Source organism: Caulobacter sp. FG121 (assembly GCF_057809815.1).
This window is the reverse complement of sequence record NZ_JBMDKR010000001.1, coordinates 143,591-163,379: the sequence shown is the minus strand read 5'-3', so window position 1 is coordinate 163,379 and position 19,789 is coordinate 143,591. Positions and strand designations below refer to the sequence as shown.

The 19,789-nt window shown below is 67.7% G+C and carries 17 protein-coding genes; 6 read left to right on the top strand and 11 right to left on the bottom strand.

What is annotated here, in order from left to right:
* The first annotated feature begins 5 nt into the window (after positions 1 to 5).
* Both ACODSL_RS00835 and ACODSL_RS00830 read left to right on the top strand, forming a co-directional pair.
* Positions 6 to 998 (top strand): alpha/beta fold hydrolase, encoded by a 993-nt coding sequence (locus ACODSL_RS00835; protein WP_488898727.1) that lies wholly within the window; start codon positions 6 to 8, stop codon positions 996 to 998.
* A gap of 82 nt (positions 999 to 1,080) precedes the next feature.
* Positions 1,081 to 2,157, top strand: coding sequence for a Glu/Leu/Phe/Val family dehydrogenase (locus tag ACODSL_RS00830; protein WP_488898726.1), 1,077 nt, complete (start codon positions 1,081 to 1,083; stop codon positions 2,155 to 2,157).
* A 3-nt stretch (positions 2,158 to 2,160) separates the two neighbouring features.
* Here the strand turns inward: ACODSL_RS00830 and ACODSL_RS00825 are convergent, their stop codons facing one another.
* From ACODSL_RS00825 to ACODSL_RS00790, 8 genes are all read right to left on the bottom strand, one after another.
* On the bottom strand, positions 2,161 to 3,591 hold the full coding sequence (locus tag ACODSL_RS00825; protein WP_488898725.1) for an MFS transporter: 1,431 nt from the start codon (positions 3,589 to 3,591) through the stop codon (positions 2,161 to 2,163).
* A gap of 77 nt (positions 3,592 to 3,668) precedes the next feature.
* Positions 3,669 to 4,583 carry a hypothetical protein gene (locus ACODSL_RS00820; RefSeq protein ID WP_488898724.1) on the bottom strand — a complete coding sequence of 305 codons (915 nt, stop codon included), beginning with the start codon at positions 4,581 to 4,583 and terminating at the stop codon, positions 3,669 to 3,671.
* Positions 4,584 to 4,728: 145 nt separating this feature from the next.
* Positions 4,729 to 4,878: a hypothetical protein gene (locus ACODSL_RS00815; RefSeq protein ID WP_488898723.1), complete on the bottom strand. Its 150-nt coding sequence runs from the start codon at positions 4,876 to 4,878 to the stop codon at positions 4,729 to 4,731.
* A 29-nt stretch (positions 4,879 to 4,907) separates the two neighbouring features.
* Positions 4,908 to 5,765, bottom strand: a complete 858-nt coding sequence (locus ACODSL_RS00810) for a transglutaminase family protein (RefSeq protein WP_488898722.1) — start codon at positions 5,763 to 5,765, stop codon at positions 4,908 to 4,910.
* A 41-nt stretch (positions 5,766 to 5,806) separates the two neighbouring features.
* Positions 5,807 to 6,157, bottom strand: a complete 351-nt coding sequence (locus ACODSL_RS00805) for a nuclear transport factor 2 family protein (protein ID WP_488898721.1) — start codon at positions 6,155 to 6,157, stop codon at positions 5,807 to 5,809.
* Positions 6,157 to 7,395, bottom strand: coding sequence for an FAD-dependent oxidoreductase (locus ACODSL_RS00800; RefSeq protein ID WP_488898720.1), 1,239 nt, complete (start codon positions 7,393 to 7,395; stop codon positions 6,157 to 6,159). Before ACODSL_RS00800 ends, ACODSL_RS00805 begins: the two co-directional genes overlap by 1 nt.
* Before the next feature lie 179 nt (positions 7,396 to 7,574).
* The gene (locus ACODSL_RS00795) at positions 7,575 to 7,991 is read right to left on the bottom strand and encodes an endonuclease domain-containing protein (RefSeq protein WP_488898719.1); all 417 of its coding nucleotides are present in this window, start codon (positions 7,989 to 7,991) and stop codon (positions 7,575 to 7,577) included.
* A 79-nt stretch (positions 7,992 to 8,070) separates the two neighbouring features.
* Entirely contained in the window at positions 8,071 to 10,182 is a 2,112-nt protein-coding gene (locus ACODSL_RS00790) for an acylase (RefSeq protein ID WP_488898718.1), read from the bottom strand.
* A gap of 288 nt (positions 10,183 to 10,470) precedes the next feature.
* Here ACODSL_RS00790 and ACODSL_RS00785 point away from each other — a divergent pair, with 288 nt between their 5' ends.
* On the top strand, positions 10,471 to 12,321 hold the full coding sequence (locus ACODSL_RS00785) for a phosphoenolpyruvate carboxykinase (GTP) (protein WP_488898717.1): 1,851 nt from the start codon (positions 10,471 to 10,473) through the stop codon (positions 12,319 to 12,321).
* A 40-nt stretch (positions 12,322 to 12,361) separates the two neighbouring features.
* Positions 12,362 to 13,006 (top strand): chloramphenicol phosphotransferase CPT family protein, encoded by a 645-nt coding sequence (locus tag ACODSL_RS00780; RefSeq protein WP_488898716.1) that lies wholly within the window; start codon positions 12,362 to 12,364, stop codon positions 13,004 to 13,006.
* Here the strand turns inward: ACODSL_RS00780 and mdoH are convergent.
* The 3 genes from mdoH to ACODSL_RS00765 form a co-directional block, all read right to left on the bottom strand.
* The gene (mdoH, locus tag ACODSL_RS00775) at positions 12,978 to 14,918 is read right to left on the bottom strand and encodes a glucans biosynthesis glucosyltransferase MdoH (protein ID WP_488898715.1); all 1,941 of its coding nucleotides are present in this window, start codon (positions 14,916 to 14,918) and stop codon (positions 12,978 to 12,980) included. The two genes, ACODSL_RS00780 and mdoH, sit on opposite strands and share 29 nt — an antisense overlap.
* Positions 14,919 to 15,094: 176 nt before the next feature.
* On the bottom strand, positions 15,095 to 15,802 hold the full coding sequence (locus ACODSL_RS00770) for a DUF998 domain-containing protein (RefSeq protein ID WP_488898714.1): 708 nt from the start codon (positions 15,800 to 15,802) through the stop codon (positions 15,095 to 15,097).
* On the bottom strand, positions 15,799 to 17,001 hold the full coding sequence (locus ACODSL_RS00765) for an acyltransferase family protein (RefSeq protein ID WP_488898713.1): 1,203 nt from the start codon (positions 16,999 to 17,001) through the stop codon (positions 15,799 to 15,801). The genes ACODSL_RS00770 and ACODSL_RS00765 overlap by 4 nt, the downstream gene beginning before the upstream one ends.
* Positions 17,002 to 17,365: 364 nt before the next feature.
* Between ACODSL_RS00765 and ACODSL_RS00760 the strand changes: the two genes are divergently transcribed.
* Complete coding sequence (locus ACODSL_RS00760; protein ID WP_488898712.1) at positions 17,366 to 18,151, top strand: glutathione S-transferase family protein; 786 nt, start codon at positions 17,366 to 17,368, stop codon at positions 18,149 to 18,151.
* Positions 18,152 to 18,283: 132 nt separating this feature from the next.
* Entirely contained in the window at positions 18,284 to 19,786 is a 1,503-nt protein-coding gene (locus ACODSL_RS00755) for a flavin-containing monooxygenase (RefSeq protein ID WP_488898711.1), read from the top strand.
* Positions 19,787 to 19,789 lie beyond the last annotated feature (3 nt).

Below are 19,789 nucleotides of genomic sequence, written 5' to 3'. Positions count from 1 at the left end.
AAGCCATGAACCGCCGCCTGTTCCTGCTCGCCGCCAGCGCCGCCGTGACCGGTTGCGCGCCCATGGTGCAGATGGCCGGCGCCCCGGAGCTCGGATTCAGCGGACCCCGGCTGGAGGACGACACGTTCGTCAGCTTCGACGGCGGACGGATGGGTCTCAAGCGTTGGCTGCCGGAGGGCGAGCCGTCGGTCGTGGTCGCCGCGCTCCACGGCATGAACGATTATTCCAACGCCTTCCATTTCGCGGCTCCGGTCTGGGCCGAGAGCGGCATCGCCACCTACGCCTTTGACCAGCGCGGGTTCGGACGGTCTCCCGGACGCCGCGTTTGGGCCGGCGAGGCTTTGATGTGCGAGGACCTGAGGGTGTTCGTCAGCCTGCTGCGGCAACGTCACCCGACGGCGACGGTGGTCGTGGCGGGCGAGAGCATGGGCGGCGCGGTGGCGATCGCGGCTTTCGCGTCGGACCGGCCGCCGGCCGCCGACCGGCTGGTGCTGATGGCGCCGGCGGTGTGGGGTTGGGCCAGCCAGCCGCTGCCGTTCAGGACCGCGCTGTGGTTCACCGCCCATCTGGCGGGCGAGACGGTGCTCAGGCCGCCGGGCTGGGTGGTCGATCGGGTTCATCCCAGCGACAACCACGAAGAGCTGGTGGCCATGGGGCGCGACCCGATGCTGATCTGGGGCGCGCGCAACGACACGCTCTACGGCCTGGTCGACCTGATGCAGACGGCCTGGGAGTCGACGGGCAGGATCCGCGTGCCCGTAGGCTGGTTCTACGGAGCCAATGACGAGGTCATTCCCAAGGTGGCGGCGTTCAGGGCGGCCAGTCGTCTGAAGGCGGCTGACCGCACGGCCTACTATGCGCACGGCTGGCACCTGCTGACCCGTGATCTCCAGCGCGAGGTGGTCATTGCCGACATCCGGAGTTTCATTCTCGACCCGGCCGCGCCTTTGCCGTCCGGCGCCCCGCCGATCCCGCCGCCGTTGAAACCCCACGCCTGACCGACCGTTTTGGGTTGTGAGACCGATTGACGACGCGTAAACCCGCGCGCACGAATTCCCCCTCATCAGCCCGGAACCCGGCATGTCCGTTTTCGATAATCCCGCCTTCGAGAACCACGAAGGCGTACACGCCGTCTTTGACGAAAAGACCGGCCTAAAGACGATCATCGCCGTTCACTCCACCGCCCGGGGCCCCGCCGCCGGCGGCTGCCGCATGTGGCCCTATGAGTCCGACGACGCAGCCCTGACCGACGCCCTGCGGCTGTCGCGGGCCATGTCTTTCAAGAATGCCATGGCCGACATCCCGCTGGGCGGCGGCAAGTCGGTGATCATCGGCGACGCCCGCACCCAGAAGACGCCGGCCCTGTTCGAAGCCTTCGGCCGAGCCGTGGATGGTCTGGGCGGCAAATACTGGACGGCCGAGGATGTAGGGGTCTCGCCCGACGACCTGATGAGCGCCCGCAAGCAGACCCGCTACGTCGCCGGCCTCGAGGGCCACCCGGCTGCGTCAGGCGATCCCAGCCCGGTGACGGCCGAGGGCGTGTTCCGCGGCGTGCGGCTGTGCGTCGAGCGCGCCTACGGTCGTGACCTGAAGGGCGTGCGCGTCGCGATCCAGGGCGTAGGTCATGTCGGCGCCTATCTGGCGAAGAAGCTGGCCGACGCCGGCGCAGAGCTGATCATCACCGACGTCAACGAGGCGGCCCTGGCCCAGGTCGCGGCCCGCACCGGCGCGACCATCGTGCCGCCGGCTGCGATTTTTGACGTCGAGACGGACGTGTTCGCCCCCTGCGCGCTCGGCGGCGCGGTCAACGCCGAGACGCTCTCCCGCATCAAGGGCCGGGTCGTCGCCGGCGCGGCCAACAACCAGCTGGCCTCGCCGGAGATCGGCGCGCTGCTGTTCGAGCGCGGGATGCTCTATGCGCCCGACTATGTGATCAACGGCGGCGGCATCATCAACGTCGCCGCCGAGATCGCCGCCATCGAGGCCGGCGCGGCGTTCGACCCGGCCTGGGTCGAGGGCAAACTGACCCGCCTGACGGCGACCCTTGGCGAAATACTTGATCGGTCGCTGGCCGAGAAACGTCCGACCCATGAGGTCGCCGACGAGATGGCCAAGGCGCGCATCGCCAGCGCGGAGGCGACGAGAAAGGCCGCCTGAGGCCTACTTCGCCCCGCTGATCGCCGCTCCGGCGTTGCGGTCGAGACGGTAGTAGACCAGCGCCGACAGCAGGGTCGTCGCACCGATCGCCAGATAGGGCAGGGTGAAACGGTCCGGCGTCAGCACGCCGCCCGATCCGCGCGCCAGATGCAGCATCATGCCGCCGAAACTGACCCCAAGGGCGAGGCCGATCTGCTGGGCGACCACCGACAGGGTCGAGGCCTGTGCGATCTCGTTCTGCGGCACGTCGGCGAAGGCGATCGAGTTGGTGGCGATGAACTGGCTGGAGCGCATGAAGCCCGACAGGCCCAGCGACATCATGATCAGCCAGACGGGTGTGGCCTCGCGGAAGAAGCCGGGCATGGCCGTCAGAATGGCCGTCAGGGCGACCAGCGTCAGCAGCGTCGCGCGAAAGCCCCAGCGGCGCAGCATCGGCGCGGCGAACGGGCGGGAGACGAACACGCCGAGGCCGCCCGCCAACGTCACCGAGCCCGCCTGCAACGGCGTCCAGCCGAGCGCCACCTGCAGCAGCAGAGGCATCAGAAACGGCCCCGCGCCGACGCCGAGCCGCATCAGGGTGCCGCCCAGCAGGCTGGCCCGGAACGTCGGGTAGCGCAGCAGGCCGAGATTGAGGATCGGCCGGATTTTGGCCTTCGCGAGCCGAAGGTAGCCCCAGCCGGCTGCCACCGAGGCGGCGATCAGGCCGATCTGCGCCCACCAGGGGATCAGGTTCAGGCCGCCGGTCTCCGCCACCACGACAATGCCGGTAATCGCGGCCGCGGAGAGCGCGAAGCCGCTCCAGTCGAACGGCCCCGGCGAAAGGCTGGGCAGACGCGGGACGAAGCGCAGGACCGCGATCATGCCCAGCAGGCCGATCGGAATGTTGATGAAGAAGATCCACGGCCAGTCCGCGATCGACAGCACGAAGCCTGCCAGCGGCGGGCCGATCAAGGGGCCTGCAAGAGCTGGCATGGTGAACCAGCCCATGGCGCGGATCAGGTCATTTCGGGGGGCTGAGCCCACGACGATCAGGCGCGCAACCGGCGTCATCAGCGCGCCGCCGGCGCCTTGAATGATCCGGGCCGCGACCAGTTCGCCAAGGCTGGTCGAAAAGCCGCACAGGGCCGAGCCGATGAGGAAGACGATCATCGCGCCGAGGAACACCCGGCGCGGCTGGAACCGTTCCGCCGCCCAGCCGCTGATCGGCACGAACACGGCCAGGGCCAGAATATAGGAGGTCAGCGCGAGCTTCAGGTGGACCGGGTCTGCGTGGAAGGCGCGGGCCAGGGTCGGCAGGGCGGTCGACAGGGCGGTGGAGTCGATGAACTCCATGAACAGCGCGCTGGCGACAGCGAGATAGGCGATGCGCGGCACGTCACGGGCGTGCGGCGACGGCGCATCGGACGCCGCCAGAATGGGCTCTTGATCTGGCACGCACCGGTGTTAGCGCCGCGAACCTTCGTGCTTCAAACGGAATCGGACGGGGAGGGGCGAATTACCGCCGACGCGGCCTAGTGGACGGCCGGCAGTCGCTGTTCGTAGCGGGTCTTGGGGGCCGCCTTCCCGCTGACGGTGAAGCTGACCCCGACGACCGTATCCTCGCGGGAAATGCCATAGGCGCCGATGTCACGTCGGGCGACGCTCGCGGCGATCTGCCGTGACCCCTGGCGCCAGCCGATGCCGAGCTGCGCCTTGCCGAATTCGGCCAGCTGCTCGACCGACCAGCCGGCCGGCTTCCAGCCCCGCAGCGGATCCTTCAGCAAGTTGAGGCCAAACGCCTGTCCGGATCCGGCGGCGAAGACGAACCAGCGGCCCTTCTTGCCGACGGCCTTGGTCGGGCCGACCCGAAGCGCGAGCCTGCGGATGTCGAGCGGCGAACGCGACGGACGGAAGGACAGCAGCGGCTCGTTGAAGACCGCGGACGTGACGTCGAGGCCAGACCCCGGCGCGGAGAAATCCTGATTGCTGACCGTCAGGCTGATGCGCGGCTCCGGCGCGACCGCCCGCGGCGCCGGCGAAGGCGCCAGGGCCATGCGGGCCAGCGGCACGCTCAGCGATGAGGCGACCGGCGCCGGCGTCTCCGGTTCAAGAAGCGCGAAGCGGCCGGCGTCAGGTCGCGCGGATGGACGAGACAGCTGGATCGGTTCGGGGGCGGGGGGCGCCGTCGCGACCGACACGGGTGCGGGGCCGCCGGCCAGTTCCACCGGCGCGACGTTCTCTGCCCACCGGCCGGTCGCGATAGGGGCGTCGGGGTCATCCACGGGACGCTGGGTCGCGCCGCTGAACGCGTCGCCCATCCGCGCGCCGGCGATCAGGGAATCGGAGGACAGGCCATCGGTCGCGGCGCTCATGCTCGACGCGGCCCCGAGAGCTATCGCTCCCAGCACCGTGATCGTGAACACAGCCGTGGCTGTACGCGCGCGCATGAAAGCGCAGCTCCCCACCAAATCCTGAACGCACGTTAACTACAGCGCCACGACAAACAAGCCCGCTCGCGAGGCAAGCGAGCCTGCCGGACCCGCTACACGCGAGATAGACGGCTCGAATCGGGTTGCTGCGGTGCGGTGGGGCCTAGTGGCCTGCGCGAGGCGTGATGACCCGCTTTGAAAGAGGACCGATGCAGCCCTTGTCAGGCTTTCCGCCGTGCTGAGCCGTCGGGACCACCCGGGGCGGGGAAAAGGCGCCGGCGGGATGCTTCTGTTGCTGAAAGCCGCTGGTCATCAGAGGGCTCCTGGTACGCTTACGGGTCGTCAGGCGCCGTTGACCGGCTCCAGAGCTGAAACCGTTACGGTGACATCCAGTTCCGACGGGCCGGGATTTCCAAAGATCGAGCCACTGACCGGGGCGGCCTCGGCCGGCGTGCGGGCGACCGCCACCCGGATCAGGTCCGGGGACTCGGTCAGGTCATTGGTTGGATCGAACTCGGTCCAGCCAAGGTCTGGCAGGAAAACCTCCACCCAGGCGTGGGTGGTGCCGCCACCCTTGCGGGCCCCGCCGTTGATGTAGCCGCTGACGAACCGCGCCGCGTAGCCCTGCCGACGCAGCGTCTCGATCATCAGCCAGGCCAGATCACGGCAGGCGCCGCTGCCCAGCGCGAGCGTCCGCGCCGGGGACTGAACCCCTTCCACGTGGCGTTCCTGGTAGTCGAACGCTTCGTGGATCGCCGCGGTCATGCGCATGAGCCGATCCAGCGCGGGTTCGCCAGGCCGTCCTGTCTGGTCCGCCATCCAGGCCACCAGGCGCGGATCGTCCTCGTTGGTCGCCGGCGTCATGAAGGGCGCGAGCAGCAGCCGGTCTTCGGCGGCGTAGCTGATCGGCAGGGCCGTGTGCGGGTTGTCCGGCGTCAGCGGCGCCGGGAAGCGTTCGATGACCAGCCGGCTGATGATCGACAGCGTCCGCCCGGGTGCGCCCGGCGAGAACAGGCAAACGCAGTTGCCGAGCGCATCATAGACCCAGCGGGTCTTGCCCGGCGGGGACAACGTCAGCTTCGCCTCGATGACGCGGATGGCGTGGCTGTCGCGCGGACGGAGCATGAACCGGTGCTGTCCAAAACGGACCGGCCGCTGGTAGCTGTAGCGTGTCTCGTGAAAGATGGTCAGGCGGGCCATGCGGGCGGAAAACCCCGGGCGTCGACGCCGGTTCCATCCTTTCAGGGCAGGGGGTGGACGTAGACCTCGTTCCAGCCGATGCGATCACCGTCGAATTCGACAAGGTCGAAGCCGCGCATCCGCGTCGGGCCGTCGGGTCCCTCGAACGTGCAGTACCACCGGCCACAGAAGCCGTTGTCGATCGCCCAGACCGTTTCAGGCTCGTAGGACATGGGCGGTGTGGCGGCGAACAGGCCGGTCAGGTAGCCACGCAGGGCGTCGTGGCCGACGATGCCGGCCGCCGTCTGCGGGTCCTTGTAGGTGCAGCCGGGCGCATAGAAGCCGATCAGGCCCTCGACGTCCTTTGCGGTCCACGCCGCCAGCCATCGGCGGTTGAAGTCTTCGATGTCCATCAGGTGGTCTCCAGGACGCGCGCGCGGTGTTCGGGCGTGAAGACCTCTGCGGGCAGGGTCTCCGGGCCGGCCATGACGGCGAAGCCGTGCATGCCGAGACTCGGGTCGGCGCTGGTGCGTTCGAAGTGTCGCCGGCGGCGGGCCTTGGCTTCCGCGCCGAATTCGGCGTCGAGAACCGAGGTGATGCCGGCGCAGAACCGGAGCCGACGCATGCGTTCGGCGCGCTCGGCGGCATAGTCGGCGAAGGCGGCGGGCGACCAGTCGGCGCCGCCCGTCAGCACCTCGTGCACCGTGCGGGCGTCGCGGTAGGTGATCGACTGGCCCAGTCCAACGATCGGATCGTTCCAGCCGGCGGCATCGCCGATCAGCACCACGCCTTCGGTGAACGGCTGGTCGGTCCAGGTGTCGTTGTTGAAGAAGCTCAGGACCGGTCCGGCCGGAGCCCCGGCGACGATTGTCTCGTTGACCGGGCTGCAGTCGACGCGGAAGGCCTCGAGAAACAGTCGCTGACCGTCCGGGCCCGCGAACCGGCGCTTCTGCTCGAGCGCATAGCTGCCGTAGAGCCGGACCTTTCCGTCGCCCTGCGGGAAGGCGAGAAAGCCGAAGTCATCCTCCGTGCCGATGGCCTGAAGATCATCGGGCCAGTCGGGCGCCTGGTCGACCAGCATGCCGGCGAACCAGTGGTGTGGCTTGTCCTGGTGAAGCGTGATGCCGCAGGCCTCGCGCACGGCGGAAGCGCGGCCATCGGCGCCGACAATCAGTCGGCAATGAACCGTGTGCTCGACGTCATTGTGCAGGAAGGTCACCGACGGATCGGCGCCCGGCGTGATGGCCGTCACCATCGCCCCGCGCAGGGTTTTCGCGCCGCGTCGCGTCGCTTCATCGAACAGGGTCTGGCAGTGGTGCGGATTGCCGAGTGTCAGCGGGCCCGGGATGTCGGCCGCGAAGATGCCCAGGGGCAGGGTGGCGGCCTCGGCCTCCTGCGGCGTGCGGCTCTCGTCGTAGGTGACATGCCGGGTGACATAGTGGCCGCCCGCCGCGCGCAGCGTGTCGAGCAGACCCATGCGGCGGACCTCGGCGACACCCCAGGGCGCGATCCACTCGCCGCGGACCCGGTCCTGGTAGACGTCGGTCTGCTCCAGCAGCAGCACATCGACGCCGGCCGCGGCCAGACTGGCCGCCAGCGCCGACCCGCCGACGCCGCCGCCGACGATGACCACCTCATGGGTGTCCGCCATGTCCTGTTCTCCCGTGTTTCGACTGGATCGTAGGCTCCGCACCCGTCGAGGCAACCATGACCCCGCGTCAGGCTGGACGTCCATTTTCACGACCCGCGCACGAGCGGATCCTCCCCCCCGGGGGAGGTGGCTCGGCGAAGCCGAGACGGAGGGGGTCTCGTCGCAGCCGAGTGACCCCCTCAGTCACCGCTGCGCGGTGACAGCTCCCCCAGGGGGGAGCATCCGGAGGGGCTGCCGCACGCGCTGAGTTCGGCGAGGCGGCGCCGGATCGTATCAAGCGTGGCTGTCATGTCCTTCAATACGAGCCGGGCCGGTATGCGAAGCACCTCGACGTTGGCCATCGAGAGCCATTGATCCCGTCTCGCATCGCGTTCCGGCGCGCCCGCGATGTGGTGCATCGCGCCGTCGACTTCGATCGCCAGTCGGTAGGCGTCGCAGTAGAAATCCAGCACATAAGGTCCCAAGGGGTGCTGCCGTCTGAAGCGCAGGCGTTCGAACCGGTCCTGCCGGAGCTCTCGCCACAGCAAGACCTCTGGAAGGGACATCCGCTTGCGCAACGACTTGGCTCGGGCGCGGGTGTCACGGCGCGCATCCATGGAAAGAATAAACCATAGGTGGCATAACGCGTCTACTCTTCCCGGTAGTGGAGGTGGCTCGGCGGCATATCCGGCTGAGTCAGTGGGCGCGGAATCCCGGCCGATAGGTCTCGACGATGTTGCCGGCGAGCTGGGCTTCGGTGAACAGCACCGGCTTGAACCGCTCTGCCGCGAACAGGGGGGTCTGATCGGCGTAGTGCGGCGCCGTCGCATCGAGGGTCGCCGTGCCGAACTGATGGATGCTCTGGCTGGAGAGCACGCCATTCCTGTCCCAGGAGACGAACATGATGAAGGTGTCGCCGGCCAGGGCCGTCAGCCGGCCGTCGTCTCCGGGCTTGCCGTAGACCGCTCGCAGGGTGTCGGGACCGCCGTCGATGGGCAGATCGACCGTCCCGCGGCGGATGCGGTTGACCTGGCCCCATTCCGGATCCAGCCGGCCATAGTGGGTCTTCAGCAGCTTGATTGTGTCGAGCAGCGCCTGGCGGGCCGTCGGCGCCTTGGGATCGTGGCTGTCGCGAGCGGTGATCACCGGCTGGACCGTCAGGATGGCCAGGGCCGCACCACGGCTGGTCACCTTCGTTGTGTAGTCCCACTTCGCCAGGATCGCCTGGGCGGCGGCGATGTCGGCGTCGCCCTTGGGGTCGAGGCCCAGCAACTCGCCGACGAAGGCCGCCACGGCCGAGCGGTGGCTGTAGGTCACGTCGAACTTGTAGGCCCTGAACTCCTCCGGCGTGATCTGGTCGTCGGCGGCGAAGGTCTCGACCTCGCGTAGCGAGCGGTTGGTCATGTTGGTCTGGATGCCCATGGTCGGGCTGAAGGCGTAAGGGTTGAGCCCGTCGCCAAAGGCGGTGGCCTGGAAGGGCGTGTTGTTGGCGTTGAACACCAGTCCGCCCTTCGGTTGCCAGACCTGCGGAACGCGGTCGAACGGCAGGTAGCCCTTCCAGATCAGGTCGGAACGATCACCGGGCAGGACGCCCGACCAGTCGACGCCTTCGCGCCGGTTAGGGAACAGGCCGTTGTAGACGTAGCCGATGTTCCCCTTCTCGTCGGCGTAGACGTAGTTGATGCTCGGCAGGGCCTGCAGGGCCATGGCCGCCTGCCACTGCTCAAGCGTTTCGGCCTTGTCGAGCCGCCAGTACTGCAGCGGCTGGCGCACGGTATCCATGCCGGCGTAGCGGATCGCGACCACGCCGCCCTTGGTGCGCATCGCCGGGCCATGCACCGAGCGCAGGACCTCCTTCTTCACCGTCCAGCTGAAGGGGCCCCAGATCTTGATGCGCAGCTTCGCCACGCCCTTGCCGAACCGCACCCATTTGCCGTCGAGGCGATACTCGTCCTTGTTCGCCGGATTGATGGTCAGCCGATAGATGTCGACGAGATCCGGATTGTTGACCGTATTGGCCCAGCCGAGGTGGGCGTTGTGGCCGTGCAGCATGAACGGCGAGCCCGGGAAGAAGCCGCCGGCGACGTGCCAGCCTTCACCGCTCTCGACCACGGCCTCGTACCAGGCCACCGGGCCCGTGTACGGCTGGTGCGAGTTGACGAGCAGCCGGGTCGCGCCGTCGGACGAACGGGACGGAGCCACGGCGATCCCGTTGGAGCCTTTCGGCAGGCCATCATCCGTGGCGTTGGTCAGCCGTTTCAGCTCGCCGTCGAGGCCGTAGAAGAACGGCGTCTTGAACACGAACCCGGCGGCTATGTCCTTGCCTGTCAGAGGCAGCAGGCCCGGCGTGACCTTGCCCGGATTGCGGGCGGCGTAGTAATTCACGCCGTCGGCATAGGCTTGCAGAACCGCTTTCACATCCGCCGGCAAGTCTTTGTCATAGCGTGAGTTTATGGCCGGCCAGACCCCGAGCAGGTTGACGATGTAGTCCCCCGCCGCGGCCTTTGCGCCCTCGCTGGCGGCCAGGGTCCCGCGCGTGGCCATAGCCACGGTCTGGATGGTCTCGAAGTCATCCTCCGCATGAGCGAAGGCGAGGCCGAAGGCGGCGTCGGCGTCAGTCTTGCCGAGAATGTGCGGCACACCGAAACGGTCGCGCCGGATGACGACGTCATAGGCCCGGGCCTTTTCGATCAGGGGCGTCAGCGGCGGCATGCGTGGCCCCGTCGCCAGGCTGGCGATCGCCAGTGTGACGACCGCGCCCACGACCAGCCCGACAACGGCCAGCGATCCTCTCCAGACCCAACGCATGCGACTCCCCCGGACTTTTCGGGCGATCCTGTGCTTATCCGCCCGAGGTCGCAACGCTCATCCCCATGGGCCGGGGTGACGCAGGGAAAAGCTCCCCTCCGGGGCGACCAACGCATCGCGGGGCGGCGGTATTCCCCCCCAAAGTCCTTGGTCGGAAGGTCTCGTCGGTCGCTTTCAGCTTGCCCGCAGGCCCCTTGGCGGCTACCGAGAAACTCGCGCAAGGCGTCGTTCAAGAGCCACGACAAGTGGCCTGTTCACCGACGCCCGTTACATAGGAGGACGCCGGTGATGGGCGGCGAAACCACGGCGGAGAGCCTTGCTCAGGCTCCGACCAAACATGCGCGACTGCTCGCCTGGGTGCGGGTCGTCGCGGCGCTCACCAAACCTGACGCCATTCACTGGTGCGACGGCTCCGATGAAGAGTGGACGCTGCTGACTGACCGGCTGGTCGAGGCGGGCACGCTCAAGCGGCTGAATCCGGACAAGCATCCCAACAGTTTCTATGCCGCCTCCGACCCGCGCGACGTTGCCCGCGTCGAGAGCCGCACCTTCATCTGCTCCGAGAACGAGATCGACGCCGGCCCGACCAACAACTGGGCCGACCCGGAAGAGATGCGTGACCGGCTCGCCGGCCTGTTCGACGGCTGCATGCGCGGCCGGACGATGTATGTCGTGCCGTTCTGCATGGGCCCGATCGGCTCACCGATCAGCGCGCTCGGCGTCGAGATCACCGACAGCGCCTATGTCGCCATCTCGATGCGGGTGATGACCCGCATGGGCAAACAGGCGCTCGACATGATGGGCGACGACGGCTTCTTCGTGCCCGCCGTGCACACCCTGGGCGCGCCGCTCGCGCCCGGTCAGGCCGACGTGCCGTGGCCCTGCAATGACGACAAGTGGATCGTCCACTATCCGGAAAGCCGCGAAATCTGGTCCTACGGCTCGGGCTACGGCGGCAATGCCCTGCTCGGGAAGAAGTGCTACGCCCTGCGCATCGCCAGTGTGATGGCCCGCGACGAGGGGTGGCTGGCCGAGCATATGCTGATCCTGAAGCTGACCAGTCCCAAGGGCGCGGTCCGCTTCGTGGCGGCGGCCTTCCCGAGCGCCTGCGGCAAGACCAACCTGGCCATGCTGCAGCCGACGATTCCCGGCTGGAAGGCCGAGACGATCGGCGATGACATCTGCTGGATGCGCTACGGCGACGACGGCCGCCTCTATGCCATCAACCCGGAAGCCGGCTTCTTCGGCGTGGCGCCGGGCACCGGCATGGGCACCAACCGCAACGCCATCGAGGCGCTGCACAAGAACACAGTCTTCACCAACGTGGCGCTGACCGACGACGGCGACGTCTGGTGGGAAGGCCTGACCGACGAGAAGCCCGCGCACCTGACCGACTGGCGTGGTCGCCCCTGGACGCCGGAGAGCCCGGAGCCCGCCGCCCATCCCAACGCCCGCTTCACGGTGCCTGCCGGCCAGTGCCCGGTGATCGCTGACGAATGGGATGACCCGAAGGGCGTGCCCATCAGCGCCATCCTGTTCGGCGGCCGCCGCGCCAGCGCCGTACCGCTGGTCACCGAGGCGTTCGACTGGGCCCACGGCGTGTTCATGGGCTCGACCGTCGCCTCCGAAGGCACGGCCGCCGCCGAGAACAAGGTCGGCGAGCTGCGCCGCGACCCGTTCGCCATGCTGCCGTTCTGCGGCTACAACATGGGCGACTATTTCGGCCACTGGCTGGACGTGGGCGGCAAGGCCGACGCGGCCAAACTGCCCCGCATCTTCATGGTCAACTGGTTCCGCAAAGGCGCCGACGGCCGCTTCGTCTGGCCGGGCTACGGCGAGAACAGCCGCGTGCTGAAGTGGATCTTCGACCGCCTGGAAGGCGACGCCGAAGCCGTTGACTCGCCGATCGGCCGCGTGCCGGCGCCGGGTTCGCTCGACACCGTGGGCCTGGGCCTGACCGAGGCGCAGATCAAGCTGCTCAAGACCGTCGACGTCGATGTCTGGCGTGAGGAAGCCTCGCTGATCCCGGCGTTCTACGAGCAGTTCGGCGATCGTATGCCGAAGGAACTGTGGGACCAGCTGGCGGCGCTAAAGGCGCGGCTCGAAGGCGCGGCGGCGAGGGTGACCGAGCCGGCTTAGGCAGTTGGCGTCTGATCCTGTGTCCGTCCGTTGAGACCAGATGTCGCCAGCACTCGCACCAGGCCAGATCGTGATCCTGAATGGCGCCCCGCGGTCGGGGAAGTCCAGCATCGCAGCGGCCATCCAGCTCGACTTTGATGGCGTGTGGATAAACCTCGGCGTCGACCAGACCATGCGGACGACGCCCGAGCGCTTTCAGCCCGGCATCGGCCTCCGTCCGGGAGGTGAACGTCCCGACCTGGAGCCGGTGGTGGAGGCGCTCTACTTCGCCCTGTACGACGCGATCGCCGCCCATGCCCGGCTAGGCTTCAACGTCGTGGTCGATGTCGGACACCATGACGCTTACAGCGTCCCGCGGGGCATTCTCCCGGCGTGCGCCCGTCGACTGACCGGCCTGCCGGTGCTGTTTGTCGGTGTCCGCTGTCCGATCGAAGAGATCGTCAATCGGCGGCGGGCGACCTGGGGCGACGCGCTGGCCGGCGATGGCGCGATGCGGTCGCCGGTAATGCGGTGGCAGGACGAAGTTCACCGGCCCGGCCTCTACGACCTGGAGGTCGATACGTCGAAGCTCAGCCCGAAGGATTGCGTCGAGGCGATCCGGCGGCGTCTCAATGACGGTTCAGCGCCGTCCGCCTTTCAACGCCTTGCGGAAATGCCTACTCCGCCGCCATCAGAGCCGGGTTGACGCTGCGGACGGGCATCGGGACGACTTCGCCGGTGTGATGCGCCTCGGCGGCTTCAGCCGCCATCGCAGCGCGCTCTTCCGGCGTTATCAGCAGGCCGGCATTGAACGCCTTCATCCCGGCGGCGCGGCTGGAGGTCCAGGCGGCGATCTTCGGAGCGAAGAGCATCGGCACGAAGATCGGCCAGATCCACATCAGCAGGTCCGGGCGCATGGCCAGCGGCACCAGGAAGAACATCCCGGCGAAAAACTCGTTGCGGAAGGCGACCTTGGCGTCGGCGATGTCGAGGCCGTCGGCGTCGCGGTTCTGGCTGACCCAGCCGGCGTCCTTGCCCATGAGAATCTCGAACACCGCGCGAGTGTTGCCGATCATGTAGATCGGGGCGGTCAGGGCGGAGAGGATCATCTCGGCGGCAACGCTCTTGAGCAGCACCTTGGTTCCGCCATAGGCGCGGCGCTCGTGCGGGCGGCTCAGTACCAGGGCGACGCCCATCAGCTTGGGGCCAAGCAGCATGACGGTGGTGATCAGCGAAGCCCACAGCATCGGGTTCAGCTGCGGGTGCAGGAAGTACCACCACGAGCCCCAGTCGGGCTTGTTGTGGATCTGGATGTACAGGCCGGCGACCAGCGACAGCAGCCAGATCGGCGAGGCCAGATAGGCCAGCAGGCCAACAACCAGCTGGAAGCGGCTCATCCAGTGCAGGCCCGGCGCGCGGAGCAGGGCGATGTGCTGCAGGTTGCCCTGGCACCAGCGGCGCTCGCGCTTCATGAACTCGAGAATGCTGGGCGGCGTCTCTTCGTAGCTGCCCGTCAGCGTCGGGGTGACATGCACGCCCCAGCCACCGCGGCGGAGCAGGCCGGCCTCGACCACGTCGTGGCTCATGATGTGGCCACCGAACGGCTTGCGGCCCGGCAGGCTGGGCAGGCCGCAGCAATCCGCGAACGCGCGGACGCGGACGATGGCGTTGTGGCCCCAGTAGCTGGCTTCCGAGCCCGACCACCAGGCGAGACCCGCCGAGGCGACACGGCCATACAGGCGCACGCCGAACTGCGAGGCGCGGGCGAACAGCGTCTTGCCCTCGACGATCGCCGGGGTGGTCTGGATCAGGCCGATGCCCGGATGGCGCTCCATGCCGTCAACCAGGTGCAGGATGGTCTCGCCGGTCATGGTGCTGTCGGCGTCGAGCACGATCATGTGGCTGTAGGCGCCGCCGAAGCGACGGACCCATTCCGACAGGTTGCCGACCTTGCGCTCGGTATTTTCGCGGCGGCGGCGGTAGTAGACGCGGCAGTTGGACTGCAGGCGGAAGGTCTGGAAACAGGCCCACTCGCTGGCGGCGACGCGGTCGTCGGTGCTGTCGCTGAGCACGAAGATGTCGAACGCCTGGGTGACGTTCAGCTGGGCCAGCGACCGCTCGATCTGCGCCAGCCGGCCGAACGAGGCCTTGGCGTCCTCGTTGTACAGCGGCATCAGCAGAGCGGTGCGGACCGAGGGGCGCGGTGCGACATCGCCGAAGCCGAGCTCGTCCCTGTCGCCGCGGGTCAGCAGCAGGGTCATGCCGATGACGGCGCTGCAGAACCAGCAGGAGATGGCCGTGATCAGGACCAGGAACAGCGACAGGCCCAGCACTTCGAACGGCATGAAGCCGTCCTTGGCGTAGAGGCGAACCGGCTCCCACGCGGCGACACAGGTCAGCAGCAGGGTAGCGGTGAACAGGATCGTGCGACGACGCTTGATGTCAGCGGGCGAGGTGCCCGGCGTGCGGTCGGACATCACGCCACCGGCGATCAGCGGCTGGCGCGGCATCGACAGCGGGGCCGCCGCCGGCAGGTGCTCGCGTTCGGGCGCGGACGCGTACGACGGCGCATAGGCCGGAACGTCGTACTGGATCGCCAGGTTGCTCGTGCCGTCCATGAAGACCGCCGTGATCGAAGAGGGAATTCGGGTGCTGGAACTGCCCCGAAATGTGATCACGCTTATGTTATGTTGCGGTGCGGTGACGCAAGCGGTTTTGTCCAGAACCTGTGCAAAACGAGCGCTTTTTTGCTGCGATGCTGCAATTTCGGTCGTGATCAGTTCGTGATCGAACGTCAGTCACGCAATTGAGAGGTCGCCGTGATGACGGAGGCCTCGGTCGCTGGACGATTCGCCTGTTGAGCGTCAGCCTCCGGGCTCTCTCTCGCCAGCAGGATGAGTCGCCGTTCCAGCAGGAAAGCCGCGACACCGACCCATCCGACCAGGACGATCGCGAAGGCGCGCTCCCACCAGCCGACATTCTCCGGATTGACCGTACCGGGGAACACCAGGTGCTTGGTGATTACCGTCAGGACGGCCATCAGGACGAAAACAGCGGCCAGGAACCAGCGCAGGCGATCGACGCCGCTTGCCCGCGCCAGTCCCCACAGCAGGAACAGCGGCGCGAGCTGGATTCCGAGACCGAGGTTGATCGCCAGATGGCGGGGGTCGGGCCAGTGGTAGATGCTCGAAACGACCAGACCGATCGCCGCGAGGACGAAAGCGAGCGCGGTCATCCCCGCCGGGACGCGCGGGCCGCCCAAGGCAAGGATGGCAAGGGCGAAGCCGATCCCCGCGATACCCGCGCCGATGCCCGAGAAGGCCACGCCGGCGTTGAACACCTGGGGGTGCCTCGCCCCGCCAGCCCCGAGCTCGCTCAGGAACTGGGTGGCGTGGTTGAAACCTGGGAACAGGGCCACAGCGATCAGGGTCGTGACGAGCGCCAGCACCGGTGCGGCCATGCCGACGCGGAGCAGGATCCGTCGCCGCCGGAAGGGTGTCACGCCGCCTCCACGGGCGGGTCCGCCGCCTTTGAGACCGTGGTTCCATCCGCCCGTGGCGGGGCGGCGAGCCGGACGGCCGGGTGCCGCTTCAGCCCCCACAGGGGCCGCAACGGACCGCTGCGCCGCGCCAGCTCGTAGACCAGCAGGCTGCCGCCCAGGGTCGCGGTGAGGAGCACCATGGCTTCCACGAAAGCGGGCAGGTTCAACGGCTTAACCAGGTAGACGGCGACGACCAGCAACGTCTGGTGCGCGAGGTAGCAAGGGAACACGGCGTCGGTCAGATAACGAAGCGCCGGGCCGTCCGAATTGCGCAGGTAGCGAATGCCGAAGCCAAGCACGGCGGCGATCGCCGACCATTGTTCGATCCCGTAGAGCGCATGTTTGATCAGGCCGTTGAAGGCCATGCCGCCAGGGTGGGCCGTGAACGCCATCAGCAGCGGCGTGGACACCAGGAAGGTGACCAGCGCGGCCCGGCGATTGGCCTCGAAGGTCTTCCAGACGGACTCGCGACCGGCGATGGCGAACCCGAACAGGAACACGCTCAGGGAGGTCAGGTGATTGTACCAGTCGTTCAGCAGCTGATTGGTCTGGCCGAAATGTGGATAGGCCAACTGTCGGGCCAGAGCGAAGAACACCAGGGGCAGCACCAGCAGGCGCCAGCCGCCGAACAGCCATTCGACGGCCTTCTCCAGCCGGGCAAGCCAACTCGGCCGGGTCATCAGCGCCACGGCCGCGAGGCTGTAGACGGCGATGTACTCGACAAACCAGAGGTGGTTCAGCGGAACTCCGTCGGCCAGCCCGCGCGGGCTGAACTCGCTCAGCCACCAGGGGATCAGGCCTGCCGTCCAGCTGCCCTTGTCGACAGCCTCGAGCCACGACTGCGGCGGCACCAGGATCAGGACTCCGAACAGCAGGGGCGGGACCAGCCGCGCCATACGCGCGCGCAGGACCTCACCGGGCGAATAGCGGCGGCTCATGAAGCGAAGGGCCGCGCCGGAGACCAGGAACAGCAGCGACAGTCGCCAGGGGCCGGTGGCGGCCGTGGCCTCCTCCAGCCAGCCGAACGTGTGCTGGCTGTGCACGTGCCAGTCCCACGGCGCGTAGACCAGGCTGACGTGGAACAGGATCAGCAGCCCGAACGCCGCGACGCGGATCCAGTCGAGGTCAGCGCGTCGCTGTGAGGGGGCGGGCTGGGTCATGAGCCGAGGCTGCATCGCAAAAACGGCGGAACGACGCAACCACGGCGTCCCGGCGCGATACGGTCCGATTCCTGACCATCCCCTGCGCAGGAGGGGGTTTGGGCGCACCGAATTTGTGCAGGCAGGCCCGGATTGGCCCGGGAAGGTCGCGATCCGGTCCAAGGCGGCTGACGGGCGCTGATTCCCGGTCTTCAGTGACCTTGCCTGGTTTCCTGTCGGAGGGGGTCCGGGTCCCTGCGGGCTGGTCTGTCCTGGCCGCCCGCTGTGAGAGGCCCCGGTTCAGGTGCGTTGAGCCGGGGCTATCTTCTTCGGCTTACCCAGCGTCCCCGTTGACGGACCGCGCGCGATCCCGCCCACTGGCGGCATGATCGAGCTCCTGGAACATCCGCTTTCGCCCTACGCCCAGAAGGTCAAGATCGCCCTGGCCGAAAAGGGCGTCGCCTTCACGGTGCGCACGCCCGATGCGATCGGGTCCGGGGCGACGCCGGGCGACTTCCGCGCCGCCAGTCCGCGTGGCGAGGTGCCGGTACTGTTCGCTGACGGCGGGGCCATCTTCGACTCCACCGTCATTCTGGAATTCATCGAGGACCGGTTTCCAACCCCGCCGCTGCTGCCCGCTGATCCGTTGGCCCGGGCGAGGGCGCGGATGCTCGAGGAGGTCTGCGACACCCACTACGAGGCCATCAACTGGGGTCTCTCGGAGATCACCTATTTCCGTCGCGCCGAAGGGGCGCTCGCCGGGCAGATGCTCGCGACGGCCGGTGACCAGATCGGCCGCCTGAACGCCTGGCTCGAAAAGCAGCTCGGCGATGCGGACTGGTTCGGCGGCGAGACGTTCGGCTGGGCGGACCTCAGCGCGGTTCCCTATGTCCAGGGCGCGGCCGGGTTCGGCTTCGCGCCCGCCGCGGGGACCCGCCTTGACGCCTGGCTGCAGCGATCCCGCGCCCGGCCATCGGTCGCCGCCGCCTTCGAGGCCGCCCGTGACGCGGTCAAGGCGATGACGGCCGTCGCCGGGATCGTCGATGCCGGCCTGTTCAAACGCCAGTACCGCGACCATCGCCTGGAATGGATGATCCGGTCGGGCGGCATTGACGTGGTGCTCAAAGGTCTCGAGCGCGGCAACATCCGGTTCAACGACGAGCCGGTCTGACGGCAAGCGATGGGAAAATTGGCGGTCCGCGATTGCGTCCTGTTTGATCCTGATCAACGATAACCTATCAGCGGCACCGAAACTCTGGCGCTGAACAGATCGTCCGGCTCAAGCCGGCAGAGGAAACCGCTCATGACCGACACCGCCACCCTGGCGCGGCCCGCCGCAACGACCACCGAACATTTCGACGTGCTGATCGTCGGGGCCGGCATCTCCGGCGTCGGCGGCGCCTATCACCTGAAGACCCAGTGTCCCGACAAGAGCTTCGTCGTGCTCGAGGGACTGGAGAACTTCGGCGGCACCTGGTGGATGCACCGCTACCCCGGCATCCGGTCAGACAGCGACCTCTACACCTTCGGCTATCGCTTCAAGCCCTGGGTCGGCGCGCCGATCGCCAGCGCCGAGGAAATCCTCAAATACATGGGCGAGGTGATCGACGAGAACGGGATCGATCAGCACATCCGGTACGGCCACCAGATCACCTCGGCGACCTGGTCGACGGCGGACAAGACGTGGACCATCGAGGGCGTTCGCAAGGACACCGGCGCGGCCGTCCGCTTCACCTGCAACTTCCTCTGGATGTGTCAGGGCTACTACCGCCACTCCGAAGGTTACACGCCCGAGTGGGAAGGCATGTCGACGTTCAAGGGCAAGATCGTCCATCCGCAGACCTGGCCCGAGGACCTTGAGTACAAGGGCAAGAAGGTCATCGTCATCGGCTCGGGCGCGACCGCCGCGACCCTGGTGCCGGCCATCGCCGGCGACACGGCCCACACGACGCTGCTGCAACGCTCGCCGACCTATTTCATCCCCGGCCGCAACGAGAACGAGCTGGCCAACATCCTGCGCGAACTGGAAATCGACGAGACCTGGATCCACGAGATCGTCCGCCGCAAGGTGCTGTTCGACCAGGCCGCCTTCACCAAGCGCGCCGTCGAGGAATCCGAAGCGGTCAAGAACGAGCTGCTGGAAGGCGTGCGCGCCTTCGTCGGCCCCGACTTCGACATCGCCAAGCACTTCACGCCGAAGTACCGCCCCTGGCGTCAGCGCATCGCCTTCGTGCCGGATGGCGACCTGTTCCAGGGCGTGGTCGCCGGCAAGGCCTCGGTGGTCACCGACGAGATCGAGCGCTTCACCGAAAAGGGCATCCTGCTGAAGTCGGGCGAGGAGCTGGAAGCCGACATCATCGTCACCGCCACCGGCTTCAACCTGAGCGTCCTGGGCGACATCAAGTTCGTCATCGACGGCAAGCCGCTGAATTTCGCCGACACGGTCACCTACCGCGGGATGATGTTCACCGGCGTGCCCAACATGGTCTGGGTGTTCGGCTACTTCCGCGCCAGCTGGACCCTGCGCGCCGACCTGATCGGCGACTTCGTCTGCCGCCTGCTGAACCAGATGAAGAAGAAGGGCGCCTCGGTCGTCGAGGTGAAGCTGCGTCCGGAAGACAAGGACATGCCGCTGACCGACTGGATGGACCCGGAGAACTTCAACCCCGGCTACCTGATGCGCGGCATGCATCTGCTGCCCAAGAAGGGCGACAAGCCGGAGTGGCAGCACACCCAGGACTACTGGGCCGAGAAGGACGAGCTGCCGAAGATCGATCTCGACGACGCGGCCTTCGTCTACAAATAGGGT